We start from the raw sequence: 16,870 nt of genomic DNA, 5'->3' as shown, positions 1-16,870 counted from the left end.
ATGAAACATATGGTAAACTGGCTGTACCTATAAGCAAACAGGTTATTAATACGGACTTTTTTTTCGGAAAAGGGGAGCTACATATACATGAAAGCCATTGTGAAGCCGACAAATCAATTAAAAGGTACGATTCAAGCCCTGTCCTCCAAAAATTACACCACGCGCTATTTGCTGATCGGGGCGCTGGCTGAAGGCACCAGCACGATCTATTATCCCGCCCATAGTGAGGATAGTGATGCGATGCGCCGGTGTATTCGCGATCTGGGTGCGGTTGTCGAGGAAGACGACGAGAAAATGACCATTCAGGGGTTCGGCAGGCATCCTAAGCCGGTGAAAGAATTGAACGTTGGCAATGCAGGAGCAGTGCTGCGTTTTTTGATGTCTACCGCAGCTTTGTGTCCTGAAGTAACGTTTGTGAACACTTACCCCGATTCACTGGGCAAACGTCCGCACGACGATTTAATTGCGACACTGCAGCAGATGGGTGTAGAGGTCGAACATAATCAGGGTAAGCTGCCTATTACAATTCGCGGCGGCCGCCCCCGTGGGGGCAAGCTGACGGTATCGGGCAGCGTGAGTTCCCAATTCCTGAGCTCCCTGTTGTTTTTGACACCGCTGCTTGAAGAGGACAGTGAGATCGAAGTGCTGCACGATCTGAAATCCAAGGTGATCGTCGGCCAGACGCTGGAAGTGCTGCAGCAGGCCGGGATCAAAATTGAGGCATCAGATGACCTGATGCATTACAACGTGCCAGGCCGGCAAAGTTATCAGTCGCAAAAGTACGTAGTACAGGGAGATTATCCGGGTTCGGCCGCTATTCTGGCCGCCGCCGCTGTGACCAACTCCGACGTGACGGTGCTTCGGCTCGAGGAGAATAGCAAGCAGGGGGAAAAAGCGGTGGTCGACGTGCTGCGCAGCATGGGTGTAAATCTCACTCATGAGAGCGGGCTCGTACGGGTTCTCGGCAATCAACAGCTGCTGGGCGGGGAGTTCGACGGAGACCATTTTACAGATGCCGTGCTCGCAATGGTGGCGGCAGCTGTGTTCGCTGAAGGAACCTCACGCTTTTACAATGTGGAAAACTTACGCTACAAAGAATGCGACCGCATCACCGACTACCTCAACGAACTGCGCAAAGCGGGAGCTGACGTAGAGGAACGGCAAAGCGAGATTATTGTGCACGGCCGCCCGCAAGGAGTGCCAGGCGGTGTCGAGATTAACGCACACTACGATCACCGGGTCATCATGGCATTAACTGTGGTCGGATTGCGTTCGGAGCAGGGGCTTATCATCAACGATGCCCATCATGTGGCCAAATCTTATCCGCACTATTTCGAGCATTTATTGTCCTTAGGAGCGCATATCGAATTAGTCGAACAATAATCTTGTCACAAGCCGCATGCGAACAACAAGATGACAATAATATGAAGTGGGTTGAGTTAAGATGATGGTGCTATGGAAAGGAATCCAAGTCACCCTTGGTTTTTTTCTAATTGCCGGCCTCCTGTTCGCCAGCGGTGTGCTCGCCGTTCTGCTATATGGCAAGATAACCGGGCAAGCTTGGTTTCGTGAAGCTGCTCCTGTCGCTCGCGCCGAGACGGCAGTCGTGGAGCAGCCCAGCGCGGCCACAGCGGCCGCGCCTGCACCGGCGAAGTCTGCGATGCTGGAAGCACCTGTTGTTCGTCAGCTACCGGAGCTGCCGTCGGGCTGTGAGCTGACCAGCTTGACGATGCTGCTGCAATTTTACGGAGTGCAGAAGGACAAAATGAAGCTGCTTCCAGAGATGAAGCGGGATACAACCCCGCTGAGAATGGGCAAGAATGGTGAAATAGTCTTTTGGGGTAATCCCAACACAGGTTTTGTCGGTGAAATCACCGGGGCTGCTAAAGGCTTTGGCATATACCACACAGCGCTGTTCGAGCTGCAGCATAAATATATTCCCACTGCGATAGATCTAACCAACGAGCCTTTCCATAAGCTGGAGCAGCAGCTGCGTGAGGGCATTCCGTCCGTTGTGTGGACAACCATTGATTACAAGGTGCCGAACAAATGGACGGTATGGGACACGCCGATCGGTCCGATCAAAACAACATTTATGGAGCATGCCGTACTGCTTGTCGGTTTTGATGAGCAGAACGTATATGTCAACGATCCCCTCAGCGGAAAAGCACAGGTCAAGATCGACAAAGCACAGTTTCTTCAAACCTGGGAAGCTATGGGACGACAAGCACTGTCTTATACCAAATAAAATAATGATAGAGGAATAGAAACAGCGAATAGAGAAAGGACTGAGCCGTCATGGCATTTGAAAACCCATCAAGGGACCGGATTAAGGAGATCTTGCACTCTTCCCGCAATGTAGCTGTGGTGGGCTTATCGGACAAGCCTGATCGTATATCTTACATGGTATCTGAGGCGATGCAGAAGAAAGGCTACCGGATCATTCCGGTTAATCCAAACGCGGAGCAAATTTTAGGTGAAGCTTGCTATGCTTCGTTGTCTGATATACCTGAACCTGTTGACATTGTGAATGTGTTTCGGCGCAGCGAGTATGTTTTGCCGGTAGCTGAAGAAGCGGTCAAAATTAAAGCAAAGGTATTCTGGCTGCAGCAAGGAATCTACAGCGAAGAGGCGGCGGACGTGGCGAAGGCCGGAGGGCTGGAAGTCATCATGGACCGCTGCATCAAGGTGGAAGACTCCATCCTGCTGCCGGGAGGGAAATAACCTTGTCGCGTGAAAGGGTAACTTCAGCTCTTCCGGTATACCTGGTGATGGGAGTTGAGGCAGCCGGGCACCGTACCGCGCTCCAGATGGCGCAGGAAGCACTAGCCGGTGGTGTTACCATGCTTCAGCTTCGGGAAAAGCACGCGCAGTTAAAGCAGGTGATGGAACAGGGGAAGCAGCTTCGTGATTTATGCCGCGAATTCTCAGTTCCGTTCATAGTCAACGATCGTATCGATGTTGCGCTGCTATTGGATGCCGACGGCGTACATGTCGGGCAGGATGATCTGCCCGGGCTGGCCGCACGCAGGCTGCTGGGCGATGACAAGATCATTGGCATTTCCGCCGGAACCATGGAGGAGGCGGAGTGGGCGATGGAGAACGGTGCGGATTATCTGGGCGTTGGGCCCATTTTCTCCACCTCCACGAAGCCTGACGCGGGAGAAGCTATCGGTACCGGTCTGATCCGGGATATCGCCGCACGATGGGATGTCCCTCTGGTTGGTATTGGTGGAATCAATCACAACAATGCATCGCAGGTAATTGCGGCAGGGGCTCATGGTGTTGCGGTCGTGTCTGCCATCACGCAGCAGCATGATCCACGGAACGCGGGTTACACGTTAGCGGAGAACGTCCGCATCGCTCTGTATAATCGCAGCACCGACACGTGAAGCCAATCCACGTGGCATGTATGCGAAGCTTGACGCTCCGTGCATCCGACCATTGCCGACATTCTATACGGGCCATCCGGCCCGTTTTCTTTTGCGGATGAAGCGTCGTGATTGAACGGAACCGGGAGGTTTCTGTTGTTTGACAAAAGCAGCCGGTTGGCCTTACCATCGAACTAGAAAGGAGGGTGCGAAGGTTTTGAACTGGATGGGTAATTTGCAGCAGTTAGGCCGGTCGCTGATGCTGCCGACCATGACCATCCCGGTTGCAGCTATTCTGCTGCGTTTGGGGACGTTGCCGTGGGACGAAGTAAACATGTCCCGGTTCGGTGAAATTTTATTATTTTGCGGCAATACAATTTTTACGTACTTACCGATGATATTCGCCGTCGGGGTCGCCCTCGGTTTGACGGAAAGCGCGGGAATTGCCGGCATGTCGGCACTGATCGGTCATCTCATATTCATACAAGTGACCAAGCATTACTTGGGCGATGTATTCCATCTCGGTGTACCGGGAGGCATATTAATCGGATTGCTGGCCGCAGTATTATATCATCGCTGCAAAAATATTCGTCTGCCCGAATACATCCAGCTTTTTGGCGGCCCCCGGATGGTTCCGTTTCTTATGGGACTGTCGATTTTTTTTCTAAGCATCATCACAATCGAAATCGGCCCATACATGGAAGCCTTCATGGAAACGCTCTCCGATGCCATACTTAGTTTAGGCGGGTTTGGGACATTTTTATATGGCGTGATCCATCGTTTGTTAGTGCCTTCGGGATTACACCATGTATTCAACAATTTTTTCTGGTATCAATTGGGTGCTTATGAAAAACCCGGAGGTGAAATGATCTTCGGGGATTTGCCGCGATATTTTTCCGGTGACCCTACGGCAGGCGTCTACATGGCGGGGTTGTACCCTATTATGATGTTTGCTCTGCCTGCCATCGCGCTGGCGATCATCCAGGAAGCCCGGGAAGATCTGAAGCCCAAAATTCGGGCTACTTTTATGACGGCGGCACTCGCCTCGTTTTTAACAGGAGTAACTGAACCTATCGAATTCGCTTTTTTATTCGTTGCGCCTTATTTATTTATCGTTCATGCCATTTTATCCGGCTTTGCGATGTGGATCGCTTCTGCGCTCGATATTCATCACGGTTTTTCGTATTCGGCTGGAGCGATCGACTTTTTAATTAATTTGCATCTCTCGCGCAACGGGCTGCTGCTGCTGCCGCTAGGGCTGGCATATGGACTTGTATACTATTTTTTGTTCCGCTGGGCTATACGGCGATTTCGAATCCCGACACCTGGACGCGAAGAAGGCTCTCACCTCGAAGAGTGGGCCGGCGATATACCTTACCGCTCACCGCTTGTTCTTCAGGCATTGGGAGGCAGGGAAAACATTAAAAGCATAGAGGCTTGCATCACTAGACTCAGGTTGACTTTAGTCAACGACCGGCTGCTCGACATTTCCGCTCTGAAGCATTTGGGGGCTGTAGGAGTCATTCGGCTCGGCGGAGGCAATGTGCAGGTGGTGTTCGGCACATACTCTGAGCTGATTCGGGAAGAAATCAAGAAGCTGCTGGGCAAAGAAAGCCATCAAGTGCTGTTTAATGCTCCAATGCAGGGTAGAATGATACCGCTGGAGGAAGTGCCAGATCAAATATTTGCCAATAAGCTGGTCGGCAACGGTGTTGCTTTTATGCCGGAACGGGGTGAGCTGGTTTCGCCGGTGGCCGGTAAGATCATTATTTTATACCCGACCCTGCATGCCGTTGGCATTCAAACAAAGGAAGGCGTGGATGTGCTGCTTCATATCGGCATAGACACAGCTCCGCTGCAGGGCAAATGGTTCACAGCATTCATTAAGGAAGGCGATACCGTGGAGTCAGGACAACTGCTTGTTCGATTCAATCTGCAAAAGGTGGCAAAAGGCTGCAAATCTCTGGCGACGCCTATGATTATCACCAATGTCGAGAAAGTGAAGTCTTGGAGCTTCGCACCGTATAAAGCGGTGAAGAAAGGACAGGCATCAGTGATGTCCGTTGAACTGAAGAGCGAGGACACAAGGGGAGGGAATTCTTTTGGTTGAGGGGATTGGAGCTTCGTCCGGTATTGCAATGGGGAACGCTTTTGTCATTCCAACCTGGGAATGGGACTTTCCCGACAAGCTGATCGATGTCACCGACTTAGCCTATGAATTTGAAAGGCTGTACGATGGCATTCGTTCTTCGAAGAATGAAATAGAGCATATCAAACAGGAGTTCGTCACTGTGCTGGGTGAGGAACAAACTTCGATTTTTGATGCCCACCTTGCTATTCTGGAGGATCCGATTTTTATGAGCGAGGTTCAGGGGATCATGCAGCGCCAATACAAGGCGGCGGAGGTAGCGGTCAAGGAAGCGATCGACAAATTCGTCAATATGTTTGATTTGCTAGACGATCAATATATGAAGGAGCGGGCGCTGGATATTAAGGATGTGGGTAACCGGTTGCTAAAGCATCTGCTGGGAGTGCTCGAAGATACGCTTCCTCCTAGGGACCATCCTTATATTGTGGTGGCAAAAGAACTCATTCCGTCCCAGATGGTACATCTTGACCCGAATCAAGCGTTGGGCTTGGTGACTATGCTGGGAGGTAAAACCTCGCATGTCGCCATTATGGCTCGCGCAATGGGCGTTCCATATGTGCTCGGACTGGAAGGCAAACTGAGCACGCCGATCCAAAACGGTGACTTTCTTATCATTGACGGTGACGAGGGAGTTGTTTATGTCAATCCGTCGGAAGAGCTGATTGAGCGCTACACGATCCGAAAATCTCTTTGGCATAAGCAGCACGAGCAGCTGCAAGCGTTGGCCGAGGTTCCGGCGCAAACCAAGGACGGAGCGGCATTTCAGCTGGCGGCGAACATCAGCACCGTGAAAGATTTGGAACTTGCTCTGCGCAACGGCGCGTCTGGCGTTGGTCTGTTTCGGACGGAGTTTCTCTACATGGACCGGGACAGCCTGCCCCAGGAGGAAGAACAGTTCACCGTGTACCGGCAGGCGGCCGAACAGATGGGCGGGAAGCCTGTCGTGATCCGGACGTTGGACATCGGGGGCGATAAGAGTCTCGACTACTTCGAGCTGCCGGAAGAGGAAAATCCGTCCTTGGGGTACCGAGCGATACGCATTTCGTTAGACCATACCGACCTGTTCAAAACACAGCTGAGAGCGATCCTCCGGGCAAGCCACTATGGCCGTATCAAAATTTTGTATCCCATGATCTCATCCATAGAAGAGCTCGACAAAGCGAACACCATATTGGAATCCGTAAAGCAGGAACTGCGCGGCGAGTCGATTCCGTTCGCGCACAACATTGAGGTCGGTATTATGATTGAGGTGCCCGCTGCGGTCATTATTGCCGAGCTGCTCGCACCAAAGGTTGATTTTTTCAGCATCGGCACGAATGATCTGGTACAATATATCTTGGCTGTGGACCGGATGAATGAGACAGTTGCGCATCTGTATGATCCTTTTCATCCGGCCGTGCTCAGAATGCTGAAACGAACGGTGGAAGCGGCGAAAACGGCTAACCTGCAGGTGAGTGTGTGCGGAGAAATGGCGGGTGACATCCGGGCGCTGCCTATTTGGCTGGCACTGGGGATCACCGATTTGAGCATGTCCGTACAGTCGATACTGCGGGTGAAAAACAGTCTGCTGCAAAGCAGTTTGAAGGAGTGCTCTGCCATATGGCGGGAATTGGACCAATGCAGCAGCGGTAAGGCTGTGGTGGAAGTGCTGAATAAATATTTGCACCCGGATGTACTGGCTACCTGAAGGGTGGAAAAGAGGATGGAGGAATGACCATGGAATTGAAAGGTTACAAGGTGTTGGCTTTGGTGGACGAGGAATTTGAAGATTTGGAAATGTGGTATCCCGTGCTTCGATTGCGCGAAACAGGGGCTGAGGTCCATATTGCGGGGCCGAAAGCGAACACGGTATACCACGGCAAATACGGTGTTCCGCTGATCAGTGAATATTCTTTCGATGACGTGAAATCTGAGGATTACATTGGCCTCTATGTGCCGGGCGGTTGGGCGCCAGATAAGCTGCGCCGCTACGCTCAAGTATTACAATTAACAAGAGAATTTCACTCGGCGGCGAAGCCGATCGCCCATATATGTCATGCGGGGTGGGTACTTGCCTCCGCTAAAATTTGCGCTGGCTATACGATGACCTCTACGCCGGGCATCAAAGACGATTTGGAAAACGCCGGCGCCATCTGGGTGGACCAGGAAGTGGTGGTGGACAGAAATATCGTGTCGGGACGAAGACCACCGGATCTGCCCGCTTTTACTAGAGAGTTCGTGAGAGTTCTCGCAGACTTCACTCAGAAATAAGCTGGAGCAGCGATTGTGCTCGGATTAGGAGTTTGGTGAGATGAGAAATGCTGTAAGGTGGCTTCCTGCCTTAGTGTGGATGACGGTTATTTACTGCTTGTCTGCACAAACCGGGGACGATCTGGGAGGCTGGCTGCATGAGCTGCAGCAGTTAGTCCCTCTAATGCAGGGATTTGACTGGGGACATTTCGTGTCGTACTTCATTTTGGCTCTGACCTACGCGTGGGGGTTGGGCGGACGAAGGCTCACCTGGCGAAGAAAGGCACTGGTGGTGGTGCTGTGCGTGATTTACGGCCTCACGGATGAATATCATCAGTCCTTTGTCCCAGGCCGCTCCCCGGATATAATTGATATACGCAATGACGCGATTGGAGCCGCATTGGCCATGCTTTTTTTAACCGTACCAGCCGTGCGCCGCAATTATGACAGATGGACTGGTGCTAAATATTACTAGACTCAGCTCAGCAGGAGATTGGTCTGCCAGGTAGAATTACTCTACATGTGAGAAAGCGAGTTTGAGTTAAGCACAGCAAAATGACCGGAGGTCCTGTTGCAGCAATGAAGGAGTGGTATGGGTTGCATAAGCAATGCAAATGTGGCAGCGCCATGAATATACGGCTAAGGACTGTCATCTACCAAAACAAAGTGCAAATTGAGAATGTCCCCATTTTCTCTTGTGCGGTATGTCAGCGCAGTGAGGTGTTTGCAGAAGTGAAGCCCGAACTTACCGGCGTCATCGGGCAGTTGGGCACTGTGCCGGACAAGCAGCTGCTGCAGTTCGAAGACATTAGCGAAATCGCACACTTGATGGTGAAGGTCACAGAGAAAAAACGAGCTTCCGATCCGGTCGAAACCATTGTAGAAGAACGGATTAATGAGCTTCTGGATCTGCTTTTGCTGGCTCAATCGTTGGAAGACGAGCCTTGGACCCAAGAGATTCGTAAACGTCTCGCGCAAATAGCCAAACATTCACCGTCGGTGAACGACTTAGCATAACCCGGCGTCTTATCATGTAACCGTTCAATGACTAATAAGCCTGCTGCGGTGGCAGTTGGCTTTTTTTGCTTGTTTTTGATACTATAGATCAAGCACGATGCCGCATTTATTGCGCAAAAGCGTATTTTGTCGTATGATTAGGTTTAATAACAATCGGAACGCAGCAATTAACAATTGAAAATATTGGAGCGAATGATCTTGACTGTAACTATTTATGATGTAGCCAGAGAAGCAGGCGTTTCTATGGCAACCGTTTCGCGTGTTGTCAACAATAATCCTAACGTGAAGCCGCAAACCCGCAAGAAGGTTTTTGAGGCTATAGAACGTTTGGGCTACCGCCCGAACGCCGTTGCCAGAGGTCTGGCCAGCAAGAAAACAACCACTGTTGGTGTAGTTATTCCCGACATATCCAATTCAAACTTCTCCGAAGTGGCGAGAGGGATCGAAGATATAGCCAATATGTACCATTACAATATTATACTATGTAACGCCGACAAGAAGAAGGAAAAAGAAATCCGAGTTATCAACACGCTGCTGGAGAAGCAGGTCGACGGTCTGTTGTTTATGGGCGGGGCTGTGACGGACGAGCACATTCAAGCGTTCAAAACGTCTTCCGTTCCGATCGTACTCTGCGCGACCAGAGATGAGAACAATGCGATTGCTTCGGTCGATATCGACCATGAAAAGGCGGCGTTTGACGCGGTAACCACCCTGATCGAGCAGGGACACCGCAAGATTGCGATGATCTCCGGTACGCTGCAGGATCCTGCAAACGGTTATGCTCGCTATCAGGGCTATAGGAAGGCGCTTGAAGCGGCAAATATCCCTGTTCGAGAAGAGTATGTACGCGTCGGCAATTACCGGTATGAATCCGGGCTAGAGGTAACGAAGCATTTCTTGGAGCTTAGCGAACGGCCGACAGCAATTTTCGCGGCTACGGACGAGATGGCGATTGGCGCAATCCACACGCTGCAGGACAGCGGATTGAAGGTGCCTGATGACATTTCGGTCATAAGCGTTGACAACATTCGCATGGCCTCTATGGTTCGTCCTCAGTTGACTACCGTAGCAATTCCAATGTACGACATTGGTGCGGTCTCCATGAGATTGCTGACCAAGCTGATGAACAAAGAAACTAAGGAAGCGTCCGAGCAGATGCAGGTAATTTTGCCGCATGAGGTCGTTCATAGAAATTCGGTGGCTCATCGTTAATGAGCCTCTTTCTTTTGTGAGGGACACAAACACAACAAACCAACAAAGTAACACCTAACGAATCGATGGGGAGGCTGCCCGCTTGTCGTACGGAAAAATTGGCGTTATCGGCGCAATGAAAGAAGAAATTGAGCAGTTTTTGGAACATATGGAGCAGGTTGAGGAGACGCAAAAAGCGCAAGTGACCTTCCTGGATGGGCTGTTGCACGGCAAACAAATAGTACTCTGCAAATCGGGTGTCGGGAAAGTGAATGCAGCGGTGACGACCCAAGTGTTGATAGATACATATGGAGTCGAAGCGATTATTTTCACCGGTGTAGCTGGGGCGGTGGACCCGGTTCTCGACGTCGGGGACATTGTCGTTTCCTCCGAATGTATGCAGCATGACATGGATGTCACAGCGCTCGGTTTTCCCAGGGGAACAATTCCGTTTGCCGATACTTCCATATTTCCATCGGATGGGCAATTGACCAGACTGGCTGCGCAGGTGAGTGGGGAACTGTTCCCGGGGCGTGTCAAAGTTGGCAGGGTGCTGTCCGGTGATCAATTTATAGCAAATCGCGACACGGTTGCGTCGTTGCACAACGAAATGCAGGGTGCCTGCACGGAGATGGAGGGCGCTGCGGTAGCTCAAGTGTGCTCAATGAACGGCATTCCCCATGTTATTATACGTTCGATGTCGGATAAAGCGGATGGCTCAGCAGACGTAAATTTTGCGGAATTCACCATGCAAGCGTCGGAGAATTCTTACCGCATCGTCGATCATATGCTAAAGCAGCTGTAATAGAGAAGGAGAGTAGTTTACTTATGACAGTGACCATGGATCAAGTAGTAGCACTAGCCAAGCATCGCGGATTTATTTTTCCGGGCTCTGAGATATACGGCGGTTTGGCCAACACTTGGGATTACGGTCCATTAGGTGTGGAATTGAAAAACAATATCAAGCGGGCATGGTGGAAAAAGTTTATTCAGCAATCACCGTACAACGTCGGATTGGATGCTGCCATTCTGATGAATCCGCAGGCATGGGTCGCCTCCGGCCATGTAGGCAACTTTAACGATCCGATGATCGACTGCAAACAATGCAAATCCCGCCATCGTGCCGATAAGATCATTGAAAACGCCTTAAATGAAAAAGGGATTGAAATGGTGGTGGACGGTTTAACGTTCGATCAAATGATGGATTTGATCCGCGAGCATCACATTGTTTGTCCGGATTGCGGCGCATTCGATTACACGGACATCCGTCAGTTCAACCTTATGTTCAAAACATTCCAAGGCGTAACAGAATCCAGCGCGAACGTGGTGTATATGCGTCCGGAGACCGCGCAGGGGATATTCGTCAACTTCAAGAATGTACAGCGCACAATGCGCAAAAAACTGCCGTTCGGTATCGGACAAATCGGTAAAAGCTTCCGTAATGAAATCACGCCGGGCAATTTCACGTTCCGTACGCGCGAGTTCGAGCAGATGGAGCTTGAATTTTTCTGTAAGCCAGGCGAGGATATGCAGTGGTTTGAGTATTGGAGAAGCTTCTGCTATCAATGGCTGCTGTCGCTCGGACTGACGGAATCAAGTATTCGTTTGCGTGACCATTCCGAGGATGAGCTGTCCCATTACAGCAATGCGACCACAGACATTGAGTTTAAGTTCCCCTTCGGCTGGGGGGAATTGTGGGGCATCGCCGATCGGACCGATTACGATTTGAAGCAGCACATGCAGCACTCGGGTGAAGATTTTAATTATATAGATCAAGAGACCAATGAACGCTATGTTCCTTATTGTATCGAGCCGTCCCTGGGTGCGGATCGGGTCACGCTGGCCTTCCTGATCGATGCTTACGAGGAGCAGCAGCTCGAAGGGAACGACAGCCGTACAGTGCTGCACTTCCATCCGGCGCTGGCACCGGTTAAGGCGGCCATTTTCCCGCTGTCGAAGAAGCTTGCTGACGGCGCACAGAAGGTTTTCGCTGATTTGTCGGCGGATTTCGTAGTCGACTATGACGATGCGGGCTCCATCGGCAAGCGGTACCGCCGCCACGATGAGATCGGCACGCCGTTCTGCATCACCTACGACTTCGAGTCCGAGCAGGACGGCCAGGTCACTGTACGTGACCGTGACACGATGGAACAAACACGGATGCCGATTGCAGAGCTGAAGCAATTTATTGAGGCGAGGATTCAATTTTAGTTTGTGCAGGCGTGCAGGTGTCTGGCCGCCCTGCGAAGCCAGGGCAAACACGGCGACAGTGGCTGCCGCGGCTGGCAAAGCGGAAGGCTGCGGCTCAAACGAGCTTGGGGGGACGTAGGTGAGGTGGCTGCCGCGCTGGCGAAGACGCAGGCCTCGATGCGAACGTGCCTGCGGGGACGTAGGTGAGAAGCGCTGGCGAAGACGGAAGGCTGCGGCTCGAACGATCGGGGCCGCAGGTGAGAGTGGCTGCCGCGCTGGCGAAGACGAAGGCCTCCATGCGAGCGTGCCTGCGGGGGACGTGGGTGAGAGTGACTGCCGCGCTGGTGAAGACGGCAGACTGCGACTCGAACGAGCATGGCGGGCACGGGTGAGAGTAGGCAGCCTGGCCGTGCCGGATGCATTAGTGAAGCAAAGAACCCGTGGGGACGCGTAAGCAGTTGCGTCCTCGCGGGTTCTTTGTTTGCCGTGAAATCAAGGCAGGTAAAGGAGCGCAAGCTCCTTGGTATGCCGATTTTTGAGCGTGATTTCTTCGCGGCGCGGCATAGGCGCAAGCGTGCCAGGCGGGTCGAGCCACGTCATTGGCAGCTCGACCGGGCTGTGGGGCTGCCACTGCGCCAGCCATGCTGGCGGCAGCCCCAAAGCCTGCTGTGGCTCCAGCTGTGCGACCAGAGGATGGTCGCTCATTTCGAGCCACAGCAGGCTCCAGGCGCGGGGTACGACGCGCCATGTATCGTAGCCGCCGCCGCCCAGCGCCACCCACCGCCCGCCACAGCAGTGGTGGGCGGTTTGGTGGATCAGCCGCGGCATAGCGAGGTATATGTCCATGCTGCAGTGCACATGGGACAGCGGGTCAAAGGCATGGGCATCGCACCCATGCTGCGACACAATCAAGTCGGGCTGAAAGGCCGCCGCGACCCGAACCAGCACCTCCTCGAAGCATTCCAGCCACGACGCGTCCTCCGTATATGGCTCGACGGGAATGTTGATCGAGGTGCCGAAGGCGGTTCCTTCGCCGCGCTCATTCACGGCCCCCGTCCCGGGAAACAGATATTTCCCGGTTTCGTGGATCGAGAGCGTGCATACGTCCGGGTCCGTGTAGAAACTCCACTGCACGCCGTCCCCGTGATGCACGTCCGTGTCCACGTACAGCACTCGGGCGCCGTATCGGCGCTTGGCGTGCTGTATAGCTACCGCGGCGTCGTTGTACACACAGAAGCCGGCACCTAGGTTTGGCATCGCATGATGCAATCCGCCAGCCAAATGCAGCGCATGGGGCGATCGACCGCTCAACACAGCGTCGACCGCATGGGCGGAGCCACCGGCAATTCTGCATGTAACGCTGTGCATGCCTGCAAAGTAGGGAGTGTCTTCCGTGTCCAGTCCGTATCGGGCTGCCAGTTCGGGCCACACAGGGTGGGGCGTGGCACCGCTAAGCGTTTTGACCGCATGCACGTATTCCGCGCTATGCACGGATAGCAGCAATTCTTCAGCCGCGGCAGCAGGAGGGACCACGCAGTGCTCCGGCAGCGCACCCAGCTTTCGCAGCAGGTCTACGGTCATTACCAGCCGCTGCTGGTTAAACGGATGCTTGCTGTTAAAACGGTAATCGGTTTCATGTTCGCCATATATAAAGATAGGGTGTGTCTCCATGGGATGTCAGCCCCCAACGATTCTTGTTTGGTGCAGCCGTTCAATACATAAAGCGCTGCCGAAAGCGGACTCGATCGAACTGCTCGATCGACGAGAGCGGAACCTGCTTACCAATCCGAACCATCAAGCAGTTCGCCGGGTGTGAGCATATCTCGGGATCGTCGGTTGCGAACCAGACCATATCGACGCTGTTCATGAGATTCTCCATCATTTTACGGTACTCCCAGACATTGAGGCCGCTTTTTTCCAAGTCCCAATGCCAGTAGTACTCGGTTGTGAATGTGATCACATTCTCCATCTGATCGTCCAAGAACGCGAGCCTAAGCATCCGTTTGCCAAGGCCGATCGAGCGAAAGTCGTCAGCTACCTCGATGGCCCCGAGTTCAATCAAATCATCCATTCCTGCCTCGGACCAACGTTCCAGCTCATCGGCATAATGAAACGTAACATAACCAATGATTTCGCCGTCCAGCCGTGCTACAATCACACGCCCTTCGGGAAGACCTGCAATCTCTACTAGGGCCTCAAACTGATCGCCGGGCCGTCTGAACGCATCCAAATCCCGATGCATCCGGTAATTTGCGAGCTGCTCGGGCGCAACGGGACCTTCCACCATTATTTGCTGCGATTGACCATAGGGGACGAGTTGGGAATGATACCGTTTTCGGTGCTCCATAAGTTGGCGTCTCCCTTCAGAGAAGCGGATCGATTGTTCTTTACTTAATTCTATGCGCCGGCTTACACAATGCTTGTCTTTGTGACAGATGTTAGGGCGTTGTTGGTTGCTACTATATCAAAAAACGGGAGGCAAGAAAAGAAATAGTCGGATAAATTCGGATATGATATAATTGCGATGAACCAATTTCAATTTTTTTCCCTAACATGATTATGTAAGCGTTTCATTAAGAACAGGTCAGACAATGTTGAAAACAGGAGGGAACTCACATGGATCACGCGAATGTTGAAACCATCGAAGCCGTTCATGCATCATCCTCTAATATGAAAAATTATGCACAGGAGCGTGCAAGCTTCAGCTGGGAAAAAGTAGAACAACAGTTTTCCTGGTCAACCACCGGCAAAGTTAACATGGCTTATGAAGCCATCGACCGGCATGCAGATTCCTCCAGGCAAGACAAAATCGCATTGTATTATAGCGATGATAAGCGTGACGAAAAATATACGTTTCAGGAGATGAAATTACAGTCGAACCGGTTTGGTAACGTGCTGCGTAAGCTCGGCATCACTAAGGGTCAGCGCGTATTTATTTTCATGCCCAGAACACCGGAGCTGTATTTTGCCTTATTAGGCACGATCAAAATCGGAGCAGTGGTTGGGCCGTTGTTCGAAGCATTCATGGAAACGGCGGTGAGAGACCGGCTGCAGGACAGCGGCGCGACTGCCATTATCACAACTCCAGCATTGGTGTCCCGTGTTCCGGTGAATGACCTGCCTGATCTAAAGCATGTTATTCTCGTCGGCAAAGACATCGAGCTTGCAGAAGGACAGGTTGATTACCACAAGGAAATGTCTGCAGCTTCAGACCAGTTGGACATCGAGTGGGTGGACCGGGAGGATGGCCTGTTGATTCATTATACTTCAGGGTCAACCGGTAAACCCAAAGGCGTGTACCATGTGCACAATGCAATGCTGCAGCATTATTACTCCGGCCGTGTCGTGCTTGACTTGCAAGAGCAGGATGTGTATTGGTGTACGGCAGATCCGGGGTGGGTGACCGGAACGTCCTACGGCATTTTCGCTCCGTGGCTGAACGGCGCCACCAACGTCATTCGCGGCGGACGATTCAGTCCACAGGACTGGTATCGAACATTGGAAAAATATGGCGTAACCGTATGGTACAGCGCTCCGACAGCATTTAGAATGTTGATGGGGGCCGGCGATGAATCGGTGAAGCAATTCAATCTGTCATCGTTGAGACATGTATTGAGTGTGGGGGAGCCGCTCAATCCCGAAGTCATCCGTTGGGGGCTAAAAGTATACAACCAGCGTATCCATGACACTTGGTGGATGACGGAAACAGGCGCACATTTGATTTGCAATTATCCTGCGATGACTATCCGTCCGGGCTCCATGGGGAAGCCGCTGCCAGGCATCGAAGCTGCCATTATGGATGACTCGGGCAATGTTCTTCCGCCATACCGTATGGGCAATCTCGCCATCAAAACACCATGGCCATCGATGATGCGGCAAATCTGGAACAATTCTGCTAAATATGATGAGTATTTCCGCATACCCGGTTGGTACATTTCAGGAGACTCAGCGTATGTCGATGAGGATGGATATTTTTGGTTCCAAGGCAGAATTGATGACGTGATTAACACGGCTGGGGAAAGGGTGGGTCCTTTCGAAGTGGAGAGCAAGCTTGTTGAGCATCCTGCCGTCGCTGAAGCGGGTGTTATCGGCAAGCCGGATCCGACACGCGGAGAAATCATTAAAGCTTTTATCGCGCTGCGTGAAGGCTATCAGCCATCGGATGAGCTCAAGGCTGACATTGCCAAGTTCGTTAAGGAAGGCCTGTCAGCGCATGCCGCACCACGTGAGATCGAGTTCAAGGATAAGCTGCCTAAAACGCGCAGCGGCAAAATTATGCGTCGAGTCCTAAAAGCATGGGAATTGAATTTGCCGACCGGCGATTTGTCGACGATTGAGGAGTAATACGTTAGATATCCATAATTTCCTGACAGGGACAACTGTAGCTCACTCGGGGAACTTCACAGTTCCTGCACCAATGCAAGTGCCAAAAGCTATGATCACGCACGATCTTGGCGATCTTGGCGTTGTCCGCGTCGATAGCGCACCGAGTCATCGTAATGTGTGCCGGCAACTTGACCATAAACAGCGGTTAATGAGCCGCTCTATGAGCCCAAACATCTGTACACCTGGGGGAGTGCTTCGCCACACATAATCCTGCGCGGTCCATGCAGCATCACAGTACCATTCCCCGCAATAAACGCCTAAAAAACACCCTGCATGGGCACACGATTTCTCATTCCGAGAAACTTGCGTGTTGGCAGGGTGTTTTTTGATGCTGCAA

At 52.0% G+C, this 16,870-nt stretch carries 16 protein-coding genes; 14 read left to right on the top strand and 2 right to left on the bottom strand.

Translation table 11 applies throughout. From position 1 onward, the window contains the following. Positions 1-87 precede the first annotated feature (87 nt). The 13 genes from aroA (at position 88) to CBW46_RS20960 (ending at position 12,601) form a co-directional block, all read left to right on the top strand. A complete protein-coding gene (gene aroA / locus CBW46_RS01950; RefSeq protein ID WP_089198336.1) occupies positions 88-1,383 on the top strand; it encodes a 3-phosphoshikimate 1-carboxyvinyltransferase in 1,296 nt (431 codons plus the stop codon). Between the two features lie 61 nt (positions 1,384-1,444). Next, positions 1,445-2,248, top strand: a complete 804-nt coding sequence (locus tag CBW46_RS01945) for a C39 family peptidase (RefSeq protein WP_089198335.1) — start codon at positions 1,445-1,447, stop codon at positions 2,246-2,248. A gap of 50 nt (positions 2,249-2,298) precedes the next feature. Next, positions 2,299-2,724, top strand: a complete 426-nt coding sequence (locus tag CBW46_RS01940) for a CoA-binding protein (protein WP_089198334.1) — start codon at positions 2,299-2,301, stop codon at positions 2,722-2,724. Positions 2,725-2,726: 2 nt separating this feature from the next. Continuing rightward, the gene (gene thiE / locus CBW46_RS01935) at positions 2,727-3,392 is read left to right on the top strand and encodes a thiamine phosphate synthase (RefSeq protein WP_243633131.1); all 666 of its coding nucleotides are present in this window, start codon (positions 2,727-2,729) and stop codon (positions 3,390-3,392) included. 196 nt (positions 3,393-3,588) lie between these two features. Further along, entirely contained in the window at positions 3,589-5,481 is a 1,893-nt protein-coding gene (locus CBW46_RS01930) for a glucose PTS transporter subunit IIA (RefSeq protein WP_089198333.1), read from the top strand. Then, complete coding sequence (gene ptsP / locus CBW46_RS01925) at positions 5,474-7,207, top strand: phosphoenolpyruvate--protein phosphotransferase (RefSeq protein ID WP_089198332.1); 1,734 nt, start codon at positions 5,474-5,476, stop codon at positions 7,205-7,207. Before CBW46_RS01930 ends, ptsP begins: the two co-directional genes overlap by 8 nt. Positions 7,208-7,236: 29 nt before the next feature. Continuing rightward, entirely contained in the window at positions 7,237-7,770 is a 534-nt protein-coding gene (locus tag CBW46_RS01920) for a type 1 glutamine amidotransferase domain-containing protein (protein WP_089198331.1), read from the top strand. A gap of 40 nt (positions 7,771-7,810) precedes the next feature. Continuing rightward, on the top strand, positions 7,811-8,224 hold the full coding sequence (locus CBW46_RS01915) for a VanZ family protein (protein WP_089198330.1): 414 nt from the start codon (positions 7,811-7,813) through the stop codon (positions 8,222-8,224). A 122-nt stretch (positions 8,225-8,346) separates the two neighbouring features. Continuing rightward, positions 8,347-8,766, top strand: coding sequence for a hypothetical protein (locus tag CBW46_RS01910; RefSeq protein WP_207802232.1), 420 nt, complete (start codon positions 8,347-8,349; stop codon positions 8,764-8,766). A gap of 192 nt (positions 8,767-8,958) precedes the next feature. Beyond that, positions 8,959-9,978, top strand: a complete 1,020-nt coding sequence (gene ccpA / locus CBW46_RS01905) for a catabolite control protein A (RefSeq protein ID WP_089198329.1) — start codon at positions 8,959-8,961, stop codon at positions 9,976-9,978. An 82-nt stretch (positions 9,979-10,060) separates the two neighbouring features. Next, complete coding sequence (locus tag CBW46_RS01900; protein WP_089198328.1) at positions 10,061-10,762, top strand: 5'-methylthioadenosine/adenosylhomocysteine nucleosidase; 702 nt, start codon at positions 10,061-10,063, stop codon at positions 10,760-10,762. 23 nt (positions 10,763-10,785) lie between these two features. Further along, positions 10,786-12,168, top strand: coding sequence for a glycine--tRNA ligase (locus tag CBW46_RS01895; RefSeq protein ID WP_089198327.1), 1,383 nt, complete (start codon positions 10,786-10,788; stop codon positions 12,166-12,168). A 118-nt stretch (positions 12,169-12,286) separates the two neighbouring features. Then, positions 12,287-12,601 (top strand): hypothetical protein, encoded by a 315-nt coding sequence (locus tag CBW46_RS20960; protein WP_133253919.1) that lies wholly within the window; start codon positions 12,287-12,289, stop codon positions 12,599-12,601. A gap of 38 nt (positions 12,602-12,639) precedes the next feature. On the opposite strand, the gene CBW46_RS01890 is transcribed toward CBW46_RS20960, so the two are convergent. Together CBW46_RS01890 and CBW46_RS01885 are read right to left on the bottom strand one after the other, a co-directional pair. Beyond that, a complete protein-coding gene (locus tag CBW46_RS01890; protein WP_089198326.1) occupies positions 12,640-13,818 on the bottom strand; it encodes an acetoin utilization protein AcuC in 1,179 nt (392 codons plus the stop codon). 40 nt (positions 13,819-13,858) lie between these two features. Then, entirely contained in the window at positions 13,859-14,494 is a 636-nt protein-coding gene (locus tag CBW46_RS01885) for a GNAT family N-acetyltransferase (RefSeq protein WP_089198325.1), read from the bottom strand. 269 nt (positions 14,495-14,763) lie between these two features. Between CBW46_RS01885 and acsA the strand changes: the two genes are divergently transcribed. Then, positions 14,764-16,491 carry an acetate--CoA ligase gene (gene acsA / locus CBW46_RS01880; RefSeq protein ID WP_089198324.1) on the top strand — a complete coding sequence of 576 codons (1,728 nt, stop codon included), beginning with the start codon at positions 14,764-14,766 and terminating at the stop codon, positions 16,489-16,491. The last annotated feature ends 379 nt before the right edge of the window (positions 16,492-16,870 follow it).

The sequence above is a fragment of the Paenibacillus xerothermodurans genome (genome assembly GCF_002220865.2).
Taxonomy (GTDB): domain Bacteria; phylum Bacillota; class Bacilli; order Paenibacillales; family NBRC-103111; genus Paenibacillus_S; species Paenibacillus_S xerothermodurans.
The sequence above is the reverse complement of the archived record's forward strand: the minus strand, read 5'-3'. Positions and strand labels throughout refer to the sequence as shown.

Excerpts from the sequence above, each read along its gene's own strand:
- aroA (WP_089198336.1), top strand. The coding sequence starts at position 88 with ATGAAAGCCATTGTGAAGCCGACAAATCAATTAAAAGGTACGATTCAA.
- CBW46_RS01945 (WP_089198335.1), top strand. The coding sequence starts at position 1,445 with ATGATGGTGCTATGGAAAGGAATCCAAGTCACCCTTGGTTTTTTTCTA.
- CBW46_RS01940 (WP_089198334.1), top strand. The coding sequence starts at position 2,299 with ATGGCATTTGAAAACCCATCAAGGGACCGGATTAAGGAGATCTTGCAC.
- CBW46_RS01920 (WP_089198331.1), top strand. The coding sequence starts at position 7,237 with ATGGAATTGAAAGGTTACAAGGTGTTGGCTTTGGTGGACGAGGAATTT.
- CBW46_RS01915 (WP_089198330.1), top strand. The coding sequence starts at position 7,811 with ATGAGAAATGCTGTAAGGTGGCTTCCTGCCTTAGTGTGGATGACGGTT.
- ccpA (WP_089198329.1), top strand. The coding sequence starts at position 8,959 with ATGATCTTGACTGTAACTATTTATGATGTAGCCAGAGAAGCAGGCGTT.
- CBW46_RS01895 (WP_089198327.1), top strand. The coding sequence starts at position 10,786 with ATGACAGTGACCATGGATCAAGTAGTAGCACTAGCCAAGCATCGCGGA.
- CBW46_RS01890 (WP_089198326.1), bottom strand. The coding sequence starts at position 13,818 with ATGGAGACACACCCTATCTTTATATATGGCGAACATGAAACCGATTAC.
- CBW46_RS01885 (WP_089198325.1), bottom strand. The coding sequence starts at position 14,494 with ATGGAGCACCGAAAACGGTATCATTCCCAACTCGTCCCCTATGGTCAA.
- acsA (WP_089198324.1), top strand. The coding sequence starts at position 14,764 with ATGGATCACGCGAATGTTGAAACCATCGAAGCCGTTCATGCATCATCC.